Source organism: Synechococcus sp. MIT S9508 (assembly GCF_047303045.1).
In the GTDB taxonomy this organism is placed as follows: Bacteria; Cyanobacteriota; Cyanobacteriia; order PCC-6307; family Cyanobiaceae; genus Synechococcus_C.
In genome coordinates this window covers 819247-838986 of the sequence record NZ_CP138941.1, presented here as the reverse complement: position 1 = coordinate 838986, position 19740 = coordinate 819247, and the positions used below count along the sequence as shown (strand labels likewise).

Sequence of the window (19740 nt, the reverse complement as noted above, 5' to 3'; positions counted from 1 at the left end):
AGGAAAGAATGCCTAGGATGGAGGAGGAAGAATCGTCGGTGTCCAGCATGGTGAATGGCGATGGACATGGGTCCTCGAACATCTCACTCTCGACACGGGAGGTCGAAATCATCGAACTGGTCGCAGAGGGATTGACCAACCAGGAGATTGCAGAGCGGCTCACCATCAGCAAACGGACGGTAGACAATCACGTCAGCAACGTCTTCACCAAGACTGGCTCCAAGAACAGAGTTGCCCTGCTGAATTGGGCCATGGATCACGGGAAAATCTGCCGCGATGGCTTCAACTGTTGCCTACTCCCGGAATCATCCGTTGACGCGTCCTGACTGCCAGCGGCAGAGGCACAGGCAGATCCATTAGGGAGCAACTGGCCAGAGAAAGGTCGAACAGCTCTGCATACGCGACACAGGCCTCCCGATCCAGTCCGATGAATCGCAGAATTCCATCGTGGTCGTAGAGGCCGTGCACGAGTCACTTCATGATTCCCAATCCAAACCTAAAGGAAAACCAAAGACTCTTTCAAGGGTCGTGGAGTGATTGTCTTAAGTCGACTCCAGACCTTGACGCTGTCTCATCTCCAGAGGCCAGCTTGAAATCGGCTGATAAGCCAGTGCTGCATTGCTCCAGAGCCCTTCGCCGGTGACCTCCCGACCACACCACTCGGGTTGGTCAACGAGATCTGAGGCGTCACTGAGCTCTACCTCCGCCAGCACCAGCGGTGCATTGTCTCCTTCAAAGCAATCCACCACCCACTCGCCACCGGGAAGCGACAAGGAAAACCGGGTCTTGATTAACCGATGGGGCGCAAGCGTCCAGAGGGCTTCGGAATCAGCAGACGGCAGTTCGTATTCGAATTCATGACACGCGATTCCCTCCGCGGGCGCCTTGAGCGTGAGCCAAGCTTTTCCATCCGCCCGAAGCCGCACCCGGACGGTGAAACCGTCCTCACTCGAAACCAGATAGCCCTGTCTGAGGTGCTGTGGCTCTCCTGCATGGGCACGCCAGCCAGACCCGGTCACAAGGAAACGGCGTTCGATCTCAAGGGGCATCGCTGAGCTGTCAGTTGGGCGAGGGCATCGTGTCCACCAGGCTCCCGGCCCAGTGCAACTTGCGTGAAAGGGTGCGGTAGTAAGAGGGCGACTGCTCCAGCTGAACCATCAGCGCGTGATGGGGAGCCCTTTGAATCACGCAGCATTCACCAGGGCACAGCACCGGCCCACTGGCGCCGTCCTTCCAGAGCTTCACTGGCCGATATCCGTCTCCAAGCGGCCAGATCACCAATCTCGACCTAGGTGGAAGCACCACCGGACGACTGGACAGACTCATCGGACAGATGGGGCTCACGATGATGGCGTCAATTCCTGGGTGAAGGATGGGTCCTCCGGCTGCCATGGCGTAACCGGTTGAACCGGTTGGAGTCGCCAGGATCAAACCATCTCCGCGGACCTGGTCAACCACTTCTCCGTCAATCTCCAGTTCAAGGGTGCAGGTGGGCGCAAGATCCTCCTGACAGGGACGCAGATACAGATCATTCAGAGCCCAATGACGCTCAATGTCATCCTCGGCCTGCCCCCCTTCTCCAGACACAGAACAGTTGAGGTCATCGGCTCGATTCACGACAGCCTGCAGCATCATGCGACGTTCCATCGCGAAATGGTCGTCCTGCAGGCGTCGCCACAGACCATCACGCCGAATCAGCCCTGGTTCATGGGTGAGGAAGCCCAGATGACCGCCGACGTTGAAACAGAGAATCGGCACGTCATAAACAGCCAGATGCCTTGCAGCACCAAGAACCGTGCCATCGCCTCCAAGCACCACCGCCAGGTCAGGGAGTTCCGGTTCAGACGCGAGCAGGCCTGGGAAGGGATCCGCGCTGAGACCGCTCATCGCCACAGACACAGTTACGCCAAGAGACTCGAGCGTCTTGGCACAGGCCTTGGCCTCTTTCAGAGCCAGAGGGCTTTCAGCCCTATAGATCAACCAGACCCGATGCAGACGCATGATGAGGGCGCCGGCCCTACCAGCGCAGAAGGTTGAAGCGTTCCATGTCCACTGTGACGCGATTGCGATAAAGCGACAAAAGAATGGCCAGGCCAACCGCCGCTTCAGCAGCAGCCACGGTGATCACGAACACTGAGAAAATCTGACCACGGATCAGCTGGCCATCCACATAGGAGGAGAACGCCATCAGATTGATGTTCACACCATTGAGCATCAGCTCGATGCTCATCAGCACCCTCACAGCATTACGACTGTTGATCAGCCCCCAGACGCCCGTGCAAAACAGCACTGCGGCGACAAGCAGATAGGCCTCGAGAGGAACGGAACCGGACAGCAGCTCGGAGAGCATGACAAGAAGGCAGGGAAAGGTCAGGAAGGTGGTTGATCAACCAGCAGGGGAGTCCGGGCCTTTTCAATCAGGCCTTGATCCGCAATTTCACCAGTGCCTGGATCGACGGCCTGAACATCGCGTCGAGCCAGCACAATGGCTCCAATCATGGCCATCAGCAGAAGAACCGAGGCCAGCTCGAAGGGAAGCAGATAGTCCGTGAAGAGGTGCTCACCGATTCGAACCGTGGCGTCTTCGCCAATCGGCTCTGGCCCTTCCGCCCACGGAGTTGTTAGGACGACCCTTGTTAACAAGGCGAAGAGGCCGGCACAGACGCCACCAGAAAGCAGGCGACGCAAGGTCAACCCTGGAATTGGAGCAAGGTCTTCTTTTTTGTTGACGAGCATGATCGCAAACAAGATCAGCACGTTCACAGCACCGACGTAGACCAGCACCTGGGCTGCAGCAACGAAACTGGCATTGAGCAACAGATACAAACCAGCCACTGCCAGAAACACGCCCCCAAGCAGAAAGGCCGAATAAACGATGTTGCTGAGCAACACCACCCCGAGAGCTCCCAGCACAACCACAGAGCTGAGCACCAGAAAGCAGATCAGTTGCGTTGACGCTGCGATCGTCATTCAGCACTCTCCTTGCGATCCGTGGACACCGTGGTCGATTCTCCCGCATCCAGTGTTGAAACAGCTGCGGCTGACTTCATGGCAGCCAGCAGCTGATCAGGTCGCTTCCCAGCCCGTGGGCGATCGGGATCCACAACATGGGGATCGATTTCGCCGGCCGGAAGGTAAGCAAATTCCCGCAGAGGCAGAACTGATGGGTCGGTGGTCACGCTGGTAGGGAGACGCCCCAGTGCGACGTTGTCGTAGTTGAGGCTGTGACGGTCAAATGCCGCCAGCTCGTACTCCTCCGTCATCGAAAGGCAATTGGTGGGGCAGTACTCCACGCAATTTCCACAAAAAATGCACACCCCGAAATCAATCGAGTAATTCCTCAGTTCTTTCTTTTTGGTGGCCTTATTCATCACCCAATCCACCACGGGCAGATTGATCGGGCAGACGCGCACGCACACCTCACATGCAATGCACTTATCAAACTCGTAATGGATGCGCCCGCGATACCTCTCCGAGGGGATCAGCTTCTCGTAGGGGTACTGCACCGTGACGGGACGGCGCTTCATGTGGTCGAAGGTGACGGCCAGACCCTGGGTGAGATTGCGCGCCGCGTCGACGGCATCTCTGGTGTAGTCACCAACCTGTTTGAGAAAACCGAACATGGCCTGAGGGAAGGGAGACGGAGTGACCGCTGAGTCAAGAGCCTAGGTAATTAAACCTAACCCCCGAAGGCGACCGGGAATGCAAGTTTCAGCGCTGCGGTCACGAGCAAATTGACCAAAGCCAGTGGCAGCAGGAACTTCCAACCAAGATCAAGCAACTGGTCAATGCGAACCCGCGGCGTCGACCAGCGCAGCAGAATGGCAATGAAAACGAGCAGATAGGCCTTCAGCACGGTCATCACAATGCCTGTTGTGCCTGTTATCACCTGGACGAGAGGAGCATCGACCGATTGCCCCAGCCAGCCGGCCAGCCATTCCACCGGCAAAGGGAAGCCCCAGCCACCGAGATAGAGGACCGAAACAAGCAGAGCTGAGAGCACCAGATTGATGTAGCTGCCGAGGTAGAAGAGCGCGAACTTCATGCCGGCGTATTCGGTCTGATAGCCGGCAACCAGCTCCTCTTCCGCTTCGGGGAGGTCGAACGGAAGGCGTTCACATTCCGCCAGGGCGCAGATCCAGAAAATCAGAAAGCCGACAGGTTGGCGCCAGATATTCCAACTGAGGATTCCCGCTCCAGTTTGCTGATCGACGATGTCGACGGTGCTGAGGGAATTGCTCATCATCACCACTGCAAGCACAGCGAGAGCGAGGGGAATCTCGTAGCTGATCGACTGTGCAGCTGCCCTGAGACCTCCAAGCAGGGAATATTTATTATTCGAGGCGTATCCGCTCATCAGCAGGCCGATCGGCTGAACGCTGCTGAGAGAGATCCACAGAAAAATGCCTACACCGACATTGCTGATCAAAAGGTTCTGACCGAAGGGAACGATCAACCAGGACAGAATCACTGGAACAACGACCAGAACAGGGCCGAGCGTGAACAACAGACTGTCGGCCCTGGCGGGAATGATGTCTTCCTTCACCAGCAATTTGAGACCATCCGCAAGGGGCTGAAGAACACCGAGTGCCCCGGCATATTCAGGTCCAATGCGCTGCTGAACCGCTGCTGAGATCTTGCGTTCGAGCCAAACGGTGACGAGAACCCCTACCACTGCTGCGACAAGCACCAACAGCATGGGTAGTGGCAGCCAGATCAAACGAGCTGCTTGCTCAGACAGTCCAAAGCCCTCGAGAGCTTGACTGAAACTTCGTTCCAGATCCAGGCCTGGACTGACCAGAGCCGGTGCGCTGGTGGCGAGGAAAGTCACCATGAGCAAAGGTGTGATGAATGTAACTTAAGTGGTGATGGTTGGAACTCGGGCCTCCAGTGGCGTCCATTGGCGCAGATCACTGCCGGTGTAGATCTGAGATGGCCGAAAGATCCGATTGGCACCAAGCTGTTCACGCCAGTGAGCCAGCCATCCGGCCACTCTTGCGATGGCAAAGACCGGCGTAAACAGATCTCTGGGAATACCCAGCTTGCGATAAACAAGTCCGGAATAGAAATCCACATTGGGATAAATCCCTTTTGGGCCGAGACGAGTTTCCGCCGCTGTCTCCAGAGCTCTGGCCACGTCGTACATCTCATCGTGACCAAAGCGTTCGAACATCTCTTCAGCAAGAGCCTGAAGAATCACCGCACGAGGATCTTTGACGCGGTATTCACGGTGACCGAATCCCATGATCTTGCGCTTGCTGGCCATGGCCTCATCGAGATAGCCTGCGGCCTGATCTGGTGTGCCGATCTCTTCGAGCATCGCCAGGACATCTTCATTGGCCCCGCCATGAAGGGGGCCAGCCAGCGTGCCGACGGCTGAGGCGACGACCGCATAAGGATCGGTGAGTGTGCTGGCGGTGACGCGGGCACTGAAAGTGCTCGCATTGAGACTGTGCTCCGCATGCAGGATCAGGCACTGATCAAAGATCCTTGAGGCCATAGGATCTGGCTCACGCTCCATGAGCATGTAGAGAAAATTGGCGGAATACGCCAGATCGTCTCTGGGCTGAATGGGATCTTGGCCTTTACGGATCAGCTGAAAGGCGGCGACCATGGTCGGGATCTTGGCGATCAGCCGAACCACCGCGTCATAGATGTACTGAGGGTCGTCGATGGCACGACGGGAATAAAACAGACCCAAAGACGCTGCGCTGGACTGCAGGGCATCCATCGGATGCCCATCGGAGGGGAAGCACTTCATCATGTCCCTGACGCGGAAACTAACGCGTCGGTGCATCTGCACCTCGTCCTCAAAGTCTCGTAACTGCTGAGGAGTGGGCAATTGACCCCAGATCAGCAAGTAGGTGGTCTCCAGAAAGCTGCAGTGGGTGGCCAGATCGTCGACGGGGTAGCCGCGATAGGACAGGCAGCCTGCATGACCATCAATGTCACAGATGGACGACTGGGTGGCAGGCACCCCCTCAAGTCCGGGGCGGAACACCAGACCCGTTCGCTCATGACGGATCTCGGCACCATTTTTCTGACTCACCAACCTCCGCTTCAGCGCAAGGGCAACTTAAACGGAGCGCGGGAGCAAAAGACGAGGCCTGAGTAATGCCTGCAGTTCAGCCTGACCCCGAGGATCGCTCAGGTCAGCGTGCCAACTGAGATGGCAGTATCCCGCCTTACGCAAGCGCAGGCTGCTGGCGGGTGCTCCGATCAGCGTCGCCGCAAGAGTGCTCAGATCTGGCTCATGGCCAACCAACAGGAAACAGCCGGAAACGCGGGAGACCAACGGCCACGGGTCACCGCCTGGCTCCAGGGCTGAATCCAGACAGATCGACTTCGCTAACCCAGCCTGGACCGCCAACTCAGCGGTCTGCATGCATCGCCGGTAAGGACTGCTGATCAGTGTGTCCGCCTGAACATCCAGCATCCGCAGTTGTCGGACAACCTCCAGAGTTCGCCGCATGCCGCGATCGGTTAGGGGGCGATCGGGATGATCACGGCCGCAGAACCGTTCTGCGGCAATGCCATGGCGCAGGAGAAGAAGATCAACCGAGCTGGAGTCGCGCACGGAGACGCAAGCTGCTCACACGTTCATCCTGAACGGAGGTGGCGTTTGGGTCAGCCCCAGCAGAGACAGCCAAACCTTTCACAGCTGGCAACAGTGATCGACCTGCCACCCCCTGCACCAGCTCCCAGGGTCGCCACTGACCAAGGTGCAAGCGGCTTGGCGCCGCAGCGAGTGCCAGTTGCTGAGACAGCACTGACTGACTCGCGGACTGCAGCTGCTGCAGCTGCTGCTGTCGCTGCATCAGGTCACCACTCTCACCGCGACGGCGCAAACCATCGAGGGTCTCTGCCCACCAGTTCACACCGATATGCCGCTCCAGAGCGACAGCAAGTTCAGCTTGCAGCGACTCCTCTCCTCGACGTCGTTGACGAGCCAGACGGGTCCAGACCTGAACAGGTTGACCTTCGCTGTCGAGAGTGGAGCCTGTCAACCCAAGCCCCTGAAGTCGCTGATCCACCACTTCGGGATCGGGACGATTCGGCCGGGTGCCTAACACCCAGCCCTGCGGCCCTTGCTGCCAAAGCATGGGCCCCTCATCGAGGCCGGCGACGGCAGCCGCGGCCCCGGTCGACAGGGATTCGATCGACTGCCGCAGAAGGGGAGCGATCCACTGAGCCAGGGGCTCATTGGCATCGGCAGCCAGAAGAGCCGCAGGATTCGTAAGCAGAGCGACTGTCTCCGCATCACCACCGGCATCTCTAAGGAACACATCGCTGTCCGCCAGCTGAGACATCCGGGGAATCAGAGGCTCACGGAAGTGGACCACGGCATCAAGCGCCAGATCAGCGCCCTGCGGTGTCAGCGATGCCACCAGCCCCTGCAGGTCTTCACGGGCAGTGATCGCTGAGGGGACCCCAAGCCAGCGGTCCATCGCACCAGGGGTGGCAATCAGAACGGCAGCACCACGACCGAAGCTCTGCAGATCAGCGGCCAGAACAGGGTCTCCGAGCTGATGCTGACTGTCCAGTTGAGAGACATCCAGCGCCTGTTCAAGCACGCCTCGCCCTGAAGCCAGCAACAGCAGATCGTCGTCGATCAAGGCCGTGGCGATCGGTTGGGGATCCCTTCCCAGCAGGGCACCGCGACCGCTGATCAGTCCCATACCGCGGTAGCGGGAGATCTGAAGATCGGTGCCTGCCAGGCTTCGGGTCTGCCAGAAACGCTGCAGAAAGCGCTTGGCCCCATCTTCATCGCGGCTGGACAGTGCCAGGACCCAACCCTGCTTGGGTTGTTCCCCGGACTGCTGTGCAGGAGCGTCAAGCACTGCAAAGCTGACTTCGGGCCCAATCCAGCCGGCCAGCTCAGTGCTGAAGTCAAGGCCGGCTAGAGCAAAGGCACCATCTCTGAGCTGACGGGTGCTGTCATTCACCAGTTGGCGCTGGCGAACGGGCGCAACGGCCTGGGCGTAAGCAGGCACCTGACGCGAGTCGACCAGCCAGTGCAGCGTCAGGGCTGCATCACTTGGCATAAACCGTGCTGCGCGGGGCAGCTCAAGGGGCCGGTCCATAATCCGCAGCGGGCTCTGACGAGCCATCGCCCACCAAACACCCAGCGCCAGGGTGAGCAGCACCATCGCCACAGCGACCAGAGCCAACAGGAACGAGCGCCCTTTCATGAACAGGCGGTGAAGCACATGGTGCTCATCTTCTATCTATCCATGGTGCTGTGCCAGCCCAAAGCCAGACTGAAGCGATGAATGGACCCACCCCAAAACCCCTCAAGGCCAGCGAACTGAACGACTGGCTCAACGACAACACCAATCTGACCGTTGTGGATGTGCGGGAGCAGCAGGAACTGGTGATCGCTCCATTTCCGCACCCGGTGAAGCATCTGCCCCTCAGTGATGCTGAAAACTGGATGGGGAGCATTGATGACGTGCTGCCAAACGGTGGTTCGATCGTGGTGCTGTGCCATGCCGGTGTGCGCAGCTGGAATTTCGGTTGCTGGCTGCTCGAGAATCGACCATCCCTGGACGTCTGGAACCTCGAGGGTGGCATTGACGCCTGGAGCGTTGTGGTGGATCCCGCAGTGCCGCGCTACTGATCAGCGCGCCAGTCAGCCGAACGGCATGCATTCATGACAGGAACCAATCTCCCTGACTGATTCTTCGTAAGATCACGATCCGCAAGGTGATCTCCGTGAAGCCGCTGCCCCGACGACAGCAGGAGGTTCTTCAGGCCACGGTCCACCACTATGTCGACACCATCGAACCAGTGGGCAGTCGCGCTTTAGTGCAGAGATTCGGAATCAAAGCGAGTTCGGCCACGGTGCGTTCGGCCATGGGAGCTCTGGAACAGCGTGGACTCCTGACCCAGCCACACACGTCAGCGGGGCGCGTGCCCAGCCCCCAGGGCTACCGCCACTATGTGGACTGCCTTCTGCCCGAACCCGGTGCGGGTGCACATCACCTGGAGCGGGAATTGACCCAGCTGAGCCTGCGCTGGGCGGCACTGGATGACCTGCTGCTGCAGCTGGCACGCCGGCTGACGGATTTCACAGGTCTGATGAGCCTGATCAGCCCGCCGCAACGATCCCAAAGCAATCTCAGAACCATTCGCCTGGTGCGCAGTGAGGACCGCCTGCTGGTGATGCTCGTGGGCGATTCCAGCCAGGCCCATCACCTCAATCTGCGGCTGCCCCACGGCAGTGCCGGTCAGGTGGAAGCCTTAGAACGCTGGACCTCAGACCAACTGGTGCAGGCCGGACAGCTGGACTGGAGCTGTCTGCCACAGCAGCTACAATCCTGCGGAAGGGCACTTCAGGACGCGCTGGAGAACGGCAATCTCTTCCAACGCCCGATCGAGCAGGCACCGTTAGTGCATGGGGTGTCGCGGCTCGTGGCTGAACCCGAATTCAGTGACAGCGCCAGGGTGAGGCCTCTTCTCGACCTGATGGACAGTGACCCGGCAGCGTTTGTTCCCGCACCTGCCTGGTCCGACGGGCGCGTTTGGATCGGACGTGAGCATCCTGAGACAGCATTGAGCCGCTGCTCAGTCGTTCAGGCCAGCTATCGCAGCGGTGACGGAGGCGTGGGCCAGGTTGCCCTGATCGGCCCCATGCGGATGGCCTACGCGACCGCTCGTGCGGCCGTCAACTCCGTTGCTGTCACCCTGGAGCGCTTACTGAGCTGAGACATGCTCTGAATCTTCAGAGTGCGTCGCCAAGCTGCTCGGCGACCGTGTTCACATCCTTGTCACCACGACCAGAGCAGTTCAACACCACTTCAGTGCCATCCGGCAGGGTTGGACAGAGGGTCTCAAGCCAGGCGAATGCATGCGCTGTCTCGAGGGCAGGAATGATGCCCTCCAAGCGGCTCACCAGTTGAAGCGCCTGGAGCGCTTCAGCGTCGGTGACGGCGCCGTATTCGGCCCGGCCGATCTCACGCAGGTAGCTGTGTTCAGGCCCAACTCCCGGGTAATCCAGGCCGGCACTGATCGAATGAGCTTCCTGCACCTGCCCGTCCTGATCCTGCAACAACAGGCTCATTGCACCGTGAAGCACACCGACCCTGCCTTCAGTCATCGTGGCGGCATGACGGCCTGTGGCGACGCCATCACCGGCGGCCTCAACTCCGATCAGACGCACATCGCTGCACTCCACAAAGGGATGAAAAAGACCCATGGCGTTGGAACCCCCACCAACGCAAGCCATCAGCACGTCTGGCAAACGACCGAACGCTTGCTGACATTGGTCCCTGGCCTCCTCTCCGATCACTGCATGAAAGTCGCGAACCAACATCGGATAGGGATGGGGGCCTGCCACTGACCCGAGGATGTAATGCGTGGTCTCCACATTCGTAACCCAGTCACGGATGGCCTCGCTGGTGGCGTCCTTGAGCGTGGCGGTGCCGGCGGTCACAGGCTGAACGCTGGCACCAAGAAGACGCATGCGGAACACATTCAGAGCCTGACGGCGCATGTCTTCAGCACCCATGTACACCACACACTTCAACCCGAAGCGAGCGCAGACCGTGGCCGTCGCGACCCCGTGCTGACCAGCTCCTGTTTCGGCAATGATCCGGTTTTTGCCCATTCGCAGGGCCAGCAACGCCTGCCCGAGCGCATTGTTGATTTTGTGGGCGCCGGTGTGGTTGAGGTCCTCACGCTTCAACCAGATCCTGGGTCCGCCATCACTGCGGCGGTAATGGGCTGTGAGCCGCTCAGCTTCATAGAGAGGTGTGGCCCTGCCCACGTAGTTGCGCAGCAGGCGGTTGAGCTCTGAGGTGAAAGACGGATCTTTCCAGGCCTCAGCCGCGGCCGTCTCCAGCTCAGCCAGGGCAGGCATCAGCGTTTCAGGCACGTACTGACCACCGAAACGGCCGAAACGACCGGAGGAGGCAGGCCTGGAGCTGAGGGCCAGATCCTGAGCGGTGGGCTTGGGTGGCAGGGTGCTGGTCAAGGTGCAGCTGACCGCGCGCGCGGCCTTTGAAGCGTTGGCTCAGCGTAAGCAGGCAATCACGCGATGCCGTGGATCACAGGCACTGATTTGAAGATTCCGGAACCCTGCCGTCCGCAGGGCCGCAGCCATATCGAGGCCGAAGTACTGCTCGATATAGGGCTCGGTGCTTTTGAGCAATGTGGCGACTGCCGCTGGAAGGCGCTGAAGCACGGAGGAGGCGGGATCCTGATCCACCATCACCAGAGCACCTCCTGGCCGCAACAACCGAGCAGCCTCCCCCAGCACGGCGTGGGTCGCATCCTGAGGCAGCTCATGGCAAACGAACTGAAGACTGATCAGGTCAAAGGACGCATCCGCCAGACCCGTGTCCTCCGCCGCTGCATGCAACCAGCCATCCACGAGTCCCTCCCGATCACGCACACGAGCCACTGCGAGCATGTCGGGGGAAAGATCCAGGCCCTGAATCCGAGGTGCGGGCTCTTGGCGCTGCTCTGCCCGCTCAGACAACCAGCTTGCGAGATACAACGTGCTCACTCCCACTGAACAGCCAAGATCGAGCACCTGATCAATGGATCCGTTCAGGAGCGGCGCCAAAGCGCGGTGGATCTCATCCCGCAGACGGGCTTGGGCCACAGATGGTGCCAGCGCCTCGTCCGGCCAGATGCGCAGGGCCATCGCATCGGTGGCTTGCTCCGCTTCGGCAGCAGCCTGCCAGCAGAGATTGCCCTGTTCATAGGCGTGAAAACGCGCCACGTAGTAGGCGGGCGGCACCAGGCCTGGAGTGATGCTGCTCGACAACAACGGTGCTGCAGCCTTCTCGAGTTCACGGCGACGGACTCTCCAGGGAATGCCGTTGCGTTCCGCCGTTCGGATAATCATCTGACGTGCCTGGAAAAACAGGGGACGCCTCAGCAGATCAATACCGATCAAGTGTTCGATCCAGCGACCAAGGCCTTGGCTTGAGTCAGCCCATCTAGGCGTGGACGCTGAGTCGGTCATCACGAAAACGGCAGGATGGTGTCGGATGCGCAGAAGCAATGCCGAAAGGCGGGTGGCAGGAATTCAGCAACACAGACAGTCTGCAGCGGCCGAGCAGCCCCGAGAAGCAACCCACTGCAAAAGCCCAGCAAATCGTTCGGGTGCAGCCGACCCGTGGGGGGAAAGGCGGCAAGACTGTGACGGTGATCCGCGGTCTGGAGCTCAACCAAGAAGGACTCAAAGCACTGCTGAAGAAACTCAAGACACGCATCGGCAGCGGTGGCACCGCAAAAGACGGCCTGATCGAACTTCAGGGCGATCAGGTGGAGCTCGCACTGGAACTGCTCAACAAAGAGGGATACCGTCCCAAGCGCGCTGGGGGCTGAAGCTGAACGAGGCTCAAAGAGATGCAAGCTGAGGGACAATGGCTGCCCCAGACCGCCGGATCCCAATGACCGCTTCGTCCAGCCACGGCCAGCTGACCAACCAGGGTGCTTCCACCAATATCGCCTGGCATCAGGCATCGGTTGATCGAGCAGCCCGCGCTGAACAACGGGGACACCGAAGCGCCATTCTCTGGTTCACAGGCCTGAGCGGTGCGGGCAAAAGCACGCTTGCCAACGCGGTCAATCAGGCCCTGTTCGAGCGAGGACTGAGCACCTATGTGCTGGACGGCGACAACATTCGCCATGGCCTCTGCAAGGACTTGGGATTTTCCGACGCCGACCGTGAGGAGAACATCCGCCGCATCGGAGAGGTCTCCAAACTGTTTTTGGATTCTGGCGCCATTGTTTTGACGGCATTCGTCTCGCCGTTCCGTGCTGACCGCGACAAAGCGCGCGACTTGGTGAGCGACGGAGATTTCATCGAGATCTTCTGTGCCGCTGATCTGAATGTGTGCGAGAAGCGCGACACCAAAGGCCTGTATGCGAAGGCACGGGCCGGCGAAATCAAGGAATTCACGGGAATCTCAAGCCCTTATGAAGCACCAGACACTCCGGAACTCTCTGTCGACACCGGAGCGGCAGACCTGACGAACTGCGTGGATCAGGTGGTGAACGAGCTGATCTCCAGAAACATCATTCCTGCCCAGCGCTGACCTCGCTGACGACTGCACTGCTGACGACCACGTGGATGCCCTGACGCTCGGCCCAGGCATCCACGAACGTCTTGAGGCAGCTGGCGACAGGGACTGCCAGCAGCAGACCCAACAACTCTCCAAAGCCGTAAAGGTCTCCGGCCTTTGCTCCCAGGGGCAGAGCAATCAGCAGCCAGGCCGGCTGCAGCCCCACGATGCTTCCCATCAAACGCGGCTGAATGACCTGATCAACGATCTGACCGACCACGATTGCGGCCACCAGAGTCTCTAGGCCCTTACTGGGATCCTGAAAAGCGAGCAACCCGCTCACGGCGACGATCGTGAAAGCACTGGCGTAGGGGATCAGGGTTGTGAATCCGATCAGCACGGCAAACAGCACGCCATAGGGGATCTTGAGAAGGGTGAACAACACGATCTGACCCAAGGCCAGGATCAGCGCCAGCAGCACTTGCCCGCCGAAGTAGCCACGAAAGGTCCGAGCCAGAGTGCCGGTCACCAACCCACGCCACGCATCGGGCAGCCAGCGGGCCAGACCCTTCGTGATCGATTCACCTCCGATCAGGAAGAACACCGCCAACACCAGCACGATCACCGTGTTGATCGTGGTGCCGAGTGTGGCCCCGAGAATGCTGAGCAAGCTCTGGCTGAGCTGACTGGCCACAGTGCTTGCACGGGAGAGCAGATCACTGCTGAGGTCGCCAAACTCCGTGGGCAGCCCACGGATTGAGGCCCACTCCTGGAGACGGTTCACCCACTGCTGGGCCGCCAAGAGCAGTCCTGGAAGAGCATTGATCAACTGGCCAAGCTGCTCAATCAGCAGCGGCACCAGGGTCAGCGCAGCGAAGACCAATGCCCCGATCGTGGCGAGAGTGACAAGCACGATCGCCACCCAGCGGCGCATCCCTCGACCGGTGAGCCAGCGGCAGGGAATATCCAGCAGAAACGCGATCAGCGCGGCGGTGAGAAACAGTCCCGGGAAGGGAGCCAGCGGCAGGAGGAGCTGACGGATCACGAACAGGTTGAGGGTCAGCAACGGCAGCACCAATCCCCAGCGAATCCAGGCTGGCCAGGACGTCATGGTTTGAAGGAGGTGCAGATCAAAAGGAGCTCAGCTTGAAAACGGCACTCACCTCATGGCACCAAAAATGCCGGCTGGCGGCAACAGCGAAGGTCGGCAATGGCCGGAGATCAAGTCATTCGCTCGAGATAGTCACGACTGCCCAGATCCTTCAGACGGACATCCTTCTCAACAACCGTGTCATGAAGCTGCTTGCGGTAGGCCTCCAGACGTTCAGCCAGCGCACCACCCTCGACAGCAAGGATCTGTGCAGCCAGCAAGCCCGCATTCAGACCTCCGCCGATCGCCACCGTGGCCACGGGAATACCACCGGGCATCTGCACGATCGAATGCAAAGAGTCGACGCCTGACAGTGCTTTGCTCTGCACCGGTACGCCAATCACAGGCAAGGTGGTAAGTGCGGCCACCATTCCAGGCAAATGAGCTGCGCCACCGGCACCGGCCACAATCACGGCCAGCCCACGCTGGCGAGCCTGCTGGGCGAAGCTGACCATCTCCAAAGGCGTGCGGTGCGCCGAGAGCACGCGTACCTCCACCGCCACCCCCAGCTGTTCCAGCACCTCGACGGCAGGACGGAGGCTGGGAAGGTCGGAATCACTGCCCATGATGACGGCAACCCTGGGCACCGAACCTGGATCAATGGGGGGGGATGGCAACTCGGCCACAGGCAAGAACCGGAAGGACAGCGAGACTGCCATCGTCCCGCACCGGCCTGAGCCGGCCCAACCGCATGCGTCGGATCACCGATGTACGTCTGCCCCAGCGCCCCAGAAACCACGACCATGCAGGTCTGTCCTGGCTCAGCGTGGATGATCGCAATCTGATCATCGCCGCTGGTCCGATGCCGGCCGGTGGGGCGATGGCCGGGGAAAGCTGGCAAGGAGACAGAATTAGTCGTCGGGGGATCGATCTGCAAATCAATGGGGGCCTGGGCCTGGCCTTCACGGAGCTCACGCAACAGGATTTGCCGAAACTCCTGGAGTTGCTGGAGCTGCTTTGGCGCGATGGGGTCGAGGCGATCGCTCCAACCCTGGTCACCTGTGCTGTGGCCCCGCTACGCCAATCCCTGAACGTTCTCCGGCAGGCCCGTGACCGGCATCAAGCGGGCCGCTGCCAGCTACTGGGAGCACACCTTGAGGGCCCGTTCCTTGCGGAAGCACGGCGGGGTGCACACCCGTTGGAGCACATCGCTGCCCCCAGCGTCGCGGCCCTAAAGGCACGGATCGCAGGATTTGAAACCGACATCAGCCTGATCACCTTGGCGCCGGAGCAACCGGGTGCTCAGGAATTGATCAACGAACTCAAAGGGCTCGGCATCCATGTGGCTCTGGGTCACAGCACCGCAAATGCCGATCAGGCAGCCCTGGCGTTCAGACAGGGCGTCGAGATGATCACGCACGCTTTCAATGCCATGCCGGGACTGCACCACCGCGCTCCTGGGCCCTTGGGAGAAGCCTGCCGTCGCGGCGACATTGCGCTTGGGCTGATTGCCGACGGAGTGCATGTGCATCCCACCACAGCGGTGTTGTTGCAGAAGATGGCGGGGGATCAGCTGGTTTTGGTAAGTGATGCCCTGGCGCCCTACGGGCTGTCGGAGGGTGAACATCGCTGGGATGAGCGAGTGCTCTTGGTGAACAACGGCACCTGCCGACTGGAAGACGGCACCTTGGCCGGCGTGACCCTGCCCTTGCTCGAAGGCACCTGCCGTCTAGCCAGCTGGAGCGGTGATGCGGATGGTGCGATCTGGGCGTCCACCATGGCTCCCAGAGAAGTGCTTGCGGAACGCCTTGAAGACCCCATGTTGATTGGAGATGGACTGGACGATCTGCTGCGCTGGGAATGGAACGAGTCAGAACGAAAGCTGGCCTGGCGGCAGGCTGCTTAAGATTCCGCCGCTGCGAGTGAATTGATGTCCCCCGAGCAACTGCTGAATGACAAGCAGGCCGAGAAACAGGAAGTGAAGGGCTATTTCGAGACGACGGGATTCGATCGTTGGAACCGTATCTACAGCGATAGCGATGACGTCAATAAGGTCCAGCGCAATATCAGGATCGGACACCAGAAAACCGTTAATGAAGTGCTGGCCTGGATCGAGGAGAGTGGGCAGTTCAACAATGTGAGTTTCTGCGATGCCGGTTGCGGCGTCGGCAGTTTGAGCGTCCCCCTGGGGCGCATGGGAGCCGGCTTCATCAATGCCAGCGACATCTCTGAAGCCATGGCCAAGGAAGCTGAGCGCCGGGCGCGTGATGCGGGCCTGGACATGGCAAAGCTCAATTTCGCAGCCAGTGATCTGGAAAGTCTCAGCGGCTTATTCCACACCGTGTGCTGCCTTGATGTGTTCATTCACTACCCCCAGGAGGCTGCTGAAGAGATGGTGCGGCACCTCTGCTCTCTCAGCGAACAACGCCTGATCGTGAGCTTCGCGCCCTACACGCCGCTCCTGGCAGCACTGAAAGGTATCGGCCAGTTATTCCCAGGCCCCAGCAAAACCACCCGCGCCTACACCCTCAAGGAGAAAGGGATTGTGGCGGCCGCGGAAGCCTGCGGCTTCAAACCAGTGCGACGCAGCCTCAACAAAGCGCCGTTCTACTTCTCCAGGCTGATCGAATTTCACAAGGCCTGAACAGCACCTCGAAAAGACCAGGGCTCAGGATCCGTCAGGACCCGAACTGACTGTGCAGCTTTAGCAGCGCGTAGGGAGGGGTATCACTGACAAAATCAGCAGTCCCCACAGTGCCGCTGAAAGCGCCGCCCTGACCGATCAGGGTCGCCCCGTGATTGCTAGGGAACAAATCTCCGAGCGAGAGAGTCAATGCCCCTGATTCCAGGCTAGGTGTCACAGCGGCGCTGGACTGAAGCGAGCCAAGGGAACGGGTCTGGATATTGCCGTCCTTGAAGGTGAGGGTTCCCTGGGCATGGGTCAGGAACACGGTTTCGCCTTTGAGGACTCGTCGTTCAACCACCTGTTCAAGCCCATAGAAGGAACCATTCGCCTGTTCACACCCCTGCACTGCTCCGCCCAGCCTGGCCACGGCAAGTCGGTAGCTGACCGAATCACCCACCGACAGGACCGAATCACGATTGGCATCAATGAAGGTGCCTGATTCCACATTGCAGAACAGCACCTTGAGCTGTTTGGCCTGCCGCTGATCGCCCCCGGAACCGTCGGTGGAACAGCCCGCGAGCAGACAGAGCAGCGAGCCAACAAAAACCGCGGAGACCGACCTAGGCATGGCATCAACCTCTGAAATCACCCGATGCTGAAAAGTCTTGGCGAGTTTGAGCAGCATCAGAACGTCGATGGCGGCTCACAGCTGAGATGCAGATCATCCAGCTGCAGACGCCAGGCATGGAGCCGATAGCCCGCGTCTCCCGGAGTGGCGACATCACTGATGCGCTGATCGTTCATGTAGAGCGGGTCACCAAGCAGGGGAGACCCCAGTTGCGCGAGATGGATGCGGATCTGATGAGGGCGACCCGTTGTGATCGCGACCTGCAGAAGATCTCCCTGGGGGCAGCGTTCCAGCAGCGTAAATTCACTGTGGGCTTTAAGACGTCGCCGGATCAACCCATCCGCTGGGGGCAATGGTCCCCAGACCCATCCCAGCAAGGGATGGGTCCGCTCGACCACATCCGTATTCACCGCAAGAGACATCCCGAACTCAAGCCCTGCGACACGCTGGGACCAGGCCTGATAAAGCTTTCGGGTTCCTGAGGACGGCTTAAAAGCTCGCGAAAGAGCGGCTCTGGTGGTGGGCTGGCGTGCACACACCTGCAATCCGGAGGTGAAGCGACCGAGGCGATGCACGGGTTTGGCAACCAGGGGCTCACCCAGCTGGCGACCGCGCTGATCCAAAAGAGTGGAGAGCGTGTGCTGCAGAAAGCCGCCACCGGGCATCACCGGCAGTCCGGACGGTTTATTGATCACCAGCAGATCCCCGTCATCATGCACAACCGACCAGATGTCTGGGATGGCAGGCTCGATCCATGGAGGACGGCACCAGAGCAGTTCTGCTTGATCCGGCAGCGGTTGATCCTTGAGCAGAAGCTTTCCGTTGAGTCGGAGTTCACCAGCAGCGATTCGGCGAAGCCAGACGTCTTCGCAGGAGTGGGCGTAACGCTGAGCCATTAGCACGCTGATCAGCGTGCCTTGATCGTGAGAGTCAGTGATGTCTCTGTACGTCCATCCCTGATTGAGTGCGGCTGGACGCCAACCTTCAGGCAAAGGCTCTGCCTGTTGGCCTGTCACTCCACCAGACGATGCTGCAAGGCGTAACGCACCAGCTCCGTTCGGCTGGACGTGCCGGTTTTGATAAACAACCTGCTCACGTACTTCTCGACATTTCGGATTGATGTCTCCAGCTGGCGAGCGATTTCCTTGTTCATCAATCCTTCCGCCACCAGTTGCAGAACACTGGATTCCCTGGGCGTGAAATTGTGCTGCACAGGGTCGCTGGATGGCAGTGCCTCCGCCTGAGCGAGCAGAGAGCGAATCTCCGTGATCTGTTTGGCCATCTGGCCCATGTCGGCATCAGCGAAGCGGGCTGCTTCCTGCAACAGTCGCTGCTGACGCTGAGCCACGTTGGTCACGCGCGCGACCAGCTCATCCGGGTCAAAGGGTTTAGGGATGTAATCGTCAACACCCGCCAGATAGCCCTGGGTGCGATCCGCCGTCATGCCTTTGGCGGTGAGGAAGATCACGGGTGTACCGCCCAGACGCTCATCAGCTCTGAGCTTGTTGAGCAGCCCATAACCATCGAGCCGGGGCATCATCACGTCGCTAATCACCACGTCTGGCAGCATCTGCTGCGCCTTGGCGAAACCATCCTCACCATCCACAGCCGTGGTGACATCAAACCCCTCATCCTCGAGATAGGCCTGCACTGCTGAACGCAGCCCAGGTTCATCGTCCACCAGCAGCAATCGCACCGTTGGCTGTTCGGACGGTGTGGGCTGTTCAGAAGGGTTTGACTGTTCAGGCTGAGAGGCCTGAGAGGGTTGTTCGGGCTGGGAGGTTGTCAAGGCCTGACCTCATCTGGCCGGAATCTAGGAGCGTTAGGGCGCTGGCAACCGCAACACTTCCTGGGATTCGATCAACTCAGTGGAATAACCGAGCTCTCTGGCCTTGTCCGCGAGACCGGCGGGATCCTGGCCAGCGAGTTCGGGATGACAGGCCGCCCACCAAACCAGATGGTCTTCGCGCGTGGACGCATTCATCGACCCCCCAGGATTGAGTTTGCGTACATAGATGGCTGATGTACCCCGGGTCACCCGCAGCGGTTGCTCAAGTCCGCAGTTCACCGACTCAGTTGGTATCAACAAATTGTCGGGAGATTCGTGCCAGAGCTTGAACCTGCGGATTTCAGGATCCACTGAATCTCCCTCAACCGCAAAGATTCCAAGCGTGTATTGCTGAGCTCCATCACGCTGATCAATCACCACCAGATCGAGCGGGCGCGATGCCTTCATTTGCTCCAGGATCTGCTCCCGATCGAACCCCTCAGCGACAGCGGGGTGAAAAGCTGCCGACGCAAGCAGCCCCAAACTGAAGACCCAACGGATGGAGTGCATCGCGACAATCTGAGAGTCACACCATGCTGACCCCACACA

Annotated in this window: 24 protein-coding genes; 7 read left to right on the top strand and 17 right to left on the bottom strand. The window is 59.7% G+C overall.

The genetic code is table 11. The features are described from left to right. Positions 1 to 47: 47 nt before the first annotated feature. Positions 48 to 326, top strand: a complete 279-nt coding sequence (locus tag SIB42_RS04200; protein WP_066909057.1) for a helix-turn-helix domain-containing protein — start codon at positions 48 to 50, stop codon at positions 324 to 326. 216 nt (positions 327 to 542) lie between these two features. On the opposite strand, the gene SIB42_RS04195 is transcribed toward SIB42_RS04200, so the two are convergent. From SIB42_RS04195 to SIB42_RS04155, 9 genes are read right to left on the bottom strand one after another with little or no spacing between them, the layout of a single operon-like run. Continuing rightward, positions 543 to 1049 (bottom strand): CYTH domain-containing protein, encoded by a 507-nt coding sequence (locus tag SIB42_RS04195; protein ID WP_067096239.1) that lies wholly within the window; start codon positions 1047 to 1049, stop codon positions 543 to 545. A gap of 10 nt (positions 1050 to 1059) precedes the next feature. Then, entirely contained in the window at positions 1060 to 2001 is a 942-nt protein-coding gene (locus SIB42_RS04190; RefSeq protein ID WP_067096236.1) for an NAD(+) kinase, read from the bottom strand. A 16-nt stretch (positions 2002 to 2017) separates the two neighbouring features. Continuing rightward, a complete protein-coding gene (gene nuoK, locus SIB42_RS04185) occupies positions 2018 to 2350 on the bottom strand; it encodes an NADH-quinone oxidoreductase subunit NuoK (RefSeq protein WP_066909066.1) in 333 nt (110 codons plus the stop codon). 20 nt (positions 2351 to 2370) lie between these two features. Next, the gene (locus SIB42_RS04180; RefSeq protein ID WP_067096234.1) at positions 2371 to 2970 is read right to left on the bottom strand and encodes an NADH-quinone oxidoreductase subunit J; all 600 of its coding nucleotides are present in this window, start codon (positions 2968 to 2970) and stop codon (positions 2371 to 2373) included. Further along, positions 2967 to 3623 (bottom strand): NAD(P)H-quinone oxidoreductase subunit I, encoded by a 657-nt coding sequence (gene ndhI / locus SIB42_RS04175; RefSeq protein WP_067096231.1) that lies wholly within the window; start codon positions 3621 to 3623, stop codon positions 2967 to 2969. Before ndhI ends, SIB42_RS04180 begins: the two co-directional genes overlap by 4 nt. A gap of 56 nt (positions 3624 to 3679) precedes the next feature. Then, entirely contained in the window at positions 3680 to 4834 is a 1155-nt protein-coding gene (gene nuoH / locus SIB42_RS04170) for an NADH-quinone oxidoreductase subunit NuoH (protein ID WP_066909075.1), read from the bottom strand. Positions 4835 to 4858: 24 nt separating this feature from the next. Beyond that, positions 4859 to 6049 carry a citrate synthase gene (locus tag SIB42_RS04165; RefSeq protein WP_067096364.1) on the bottom strand — a complete coding sequence of 397 codons (1191 nt, stop codon included), beginning with the start codon at positions 6047 to 6049 and terminating at the stop codon, positions 4859 to 4861. Between the two features lie 27 nt (positions 6050 to 6076). Next, positions 6077 to 6577, bottom strand: a complete 501-nt coding sequence (locus SIB42_RS04160; RefSeq protein WP_067096228.1) for a SixA phosphatase family protein — start codon at positions 6575 to 6577, stop codon at positions 6077 to 6079. Further along, a complete protein-coding gene (locus SIB42_RS04155; RefSeq protein WP_067096361.1) occupies positions 6555 to 8192 on the bottom strand; it encodes a DUF3352 domain-containing protein in 1638 nt (545 codons plus the stop codon). The genes SIB42_RS04160 and SIB42_RS04155 overlap by 23 nt, the downstream gene beginning before the upstream one ends. 77 nt (positions 8193 to 8269) lie before the next feature. Here SIB42_RS04155 and SIB42_RS04150 point away from each other — a divergent pair, with 77 nt between their 5' ends. Next, complete coding sequence (locus SIB42_RS04150) at positions 8270 to 8620, top strand: rhodanese-like domain-containing protein (RefSeq protein ID WP_067096358.1); 351 nt, start codon at positions 8270 to 8272, stop codon at positions 8618 to 8620. Positions 8621 to 8715: 95 nt separating this feature from the next. Further along, positions 8716 to 9708 carry a heat-inducible transcriptional repressor HrcA gene (gene hrcA, locus SIB42_RS04145; RefSeq protein WP_067096355.1) on the top strand — a complete coding sequence of 331 codons (993 nt, stop codon included), beginning with the start codon at positions 8716 to 8718 and terminating at the stop codon, positions 9706 to 9708. Between the two features lie 16 nt (positions 9709 to 9724). On the opposite strand, the gene trpB is transcribed toward hrcA, so the two are convergent. Further along, a complete protein-coding gene (gene trpB, locus SIB42_RS04140; RefSeq protein WP_067096225.1) occupies positions 9725 to 10975 on the bottom strand; it encodes a tryptophan synthase subunit beta in 1251 nt (416 codons plus the stop codon). Between the two features lie 39 nt (positions 10976 to 11014). After that, positions 11015 to 11974, bottom strand: a complete 960-nt coding sequence (locus SIB42_RS04135; RefSeq protein ID WP_067096352.1) for a class I SAM-dependent methyltransferase — start codon at positions 11972 to 11974, stop codon at positions 11015 to 11017. A gap of 38 nt (positions 11975 to 12012) precedes the next feature. Between SIB42_RS04135 and SIB42_RS04130 the strand changes: the two genes are divergently transcribed. Together SIB42_RS04130 and cysC are read left to right on the top strand one after the other, a co-directional pair. Then, the gene (locus tag SIB42_RS04130) at positions 12013 to 12339 is read left to right on the top strand and encodes a translation initiation factor (RefSeq protein WP_067096222.1); all 327 of its coding nucleotides are present in this window, start codon (positions 12013 to 12015) and stop codon (positions 12337 to 12339) included. Between the two features lie 65 nt (positions 12340 to 12404). Next, positions 12405 to 13052: an adenylyl-sulfate kinase gene (cysC, locus tag SIB42_RS04125; protein WP_067096349.1), complete on the top strand. Its 648-nt coding sequence runs from the start codon at positions 12405 to 12407 to the stop codon at positions 13050 to 13052. On the opposite strand, the gene SIB42_RS04120 is transcribed toward cysC, so the two are convergent. After that, entirely contained in the window at positions 13033 to 14130 is a 1098-nt protein-coding gene (locus SIB42_RS04120) for an AI-2E family transporter (protein ID WP_067096219.1), read from the bottom strand. The two genes, cysC and SIB42_RS04120, sit on opposite strands and share 20 nt — an antisense overlap. A gap of 110 nt (positions 14131 to 14240) precedes the next feature. Next, positions 14241 to 14828, bottom strand: coding sequence for a 5-(carboxyamino)imidazole ribonucleotide mutase (purE, locus tag SIB42_RS04115; protein WP_255359907.1), 588 nt, complete (start codon positions 14826 to 14828; stop codon positions 14241 to 14243). Positions 14829 to 14860: 32 nt separating this feature from the next. On the opposite strand from purE, the gene SIB42_RS04110 reads away from it, so the two are divergent. Beyond that, positions 14861 to 16015 (top strand): N-acetylglucosamine-6-phosphate deacetylase, encoded by a 1155-nt coding sequence (locus SIB42_RS04110; protein ID WP_067096216.1) that lies wholly within the window; start codon positions 14861 to 14863, stop codon positions 16013 to 16015. 24 nt (positions 16016 to 16039) lie between these two features. Beyond that, on the top strand, positions 16040 to 16753 hold the full coding sequence (gene bchM, locus SIB42_RS04105; protein WP_067096213.1) for a magnesium protoporphyrin IX methyltransferase: 714 nt from the start codon (positions 16040 to 16042) through the stop codon (positions 16751 to 16753). A 34-nt stretch (positions 16754 to 16787) separates the two neighbouring features. Here bchM and SIB42_RS04100 read toward each other — a convergent pair whose 3' ends face one another. From SIB42_RS04100 to SIB42_RS04085, 4 genes are all read right to left on the bottom strand, one after another. Then, a complete protein-coding gene (locus SIB42_RS04100) occupies positions 16788 to 17420 on the bottom strand; it encodes a hypothetical protein (protein ID WP_067096209.1) in 633 nt (210 codons plus the stop codon). After that, the gene (locus tag SIB42_RS04095; protein ID WP_231856441.1) at positions 17420 to 18379 is read right to left on the bottom strand and encodes a pseudouridine synthase family protein; all 960 of its coding nucleotides are present in this window, start codon (positions 18377 to 18379) and stop codon (positions 17420 to 17422) included. The genes SIB42_RS04100 and SIB42_RS04095 overlap by 1 nt, the downstream gene beginning before the upstream one ends. After that, on the bottom strand, positions 18376 to 19059 hold the full coding sequence (locus SIB42_RS04090; RefSeq protein ID WP_067096341.1) for a response regulator transcription factor: 684 nt from the start codon (positions 19057 to 19059) through the stop codon (positions 18376 to 18378). The genes SIB42_RS04095 and SIB42_RS04090 overlap by 4 nt, the downstream gene beginning before the upstream one ends. A 126-nt stretch (positions 19060 to 19185) precedes the next feature. Further along, complete coding sequence (locus SIB42_RS04085; RefSeq protein ID WP_067096206.1) at positions 19186 to 19701, bottom strand: hypothetical protein; 516 nt, start codon at positions 19699 to 19701, stop codon at positions 19186 to 19188. Positions 19702 to 19740 lie beyond the last annotated feature (39 nt).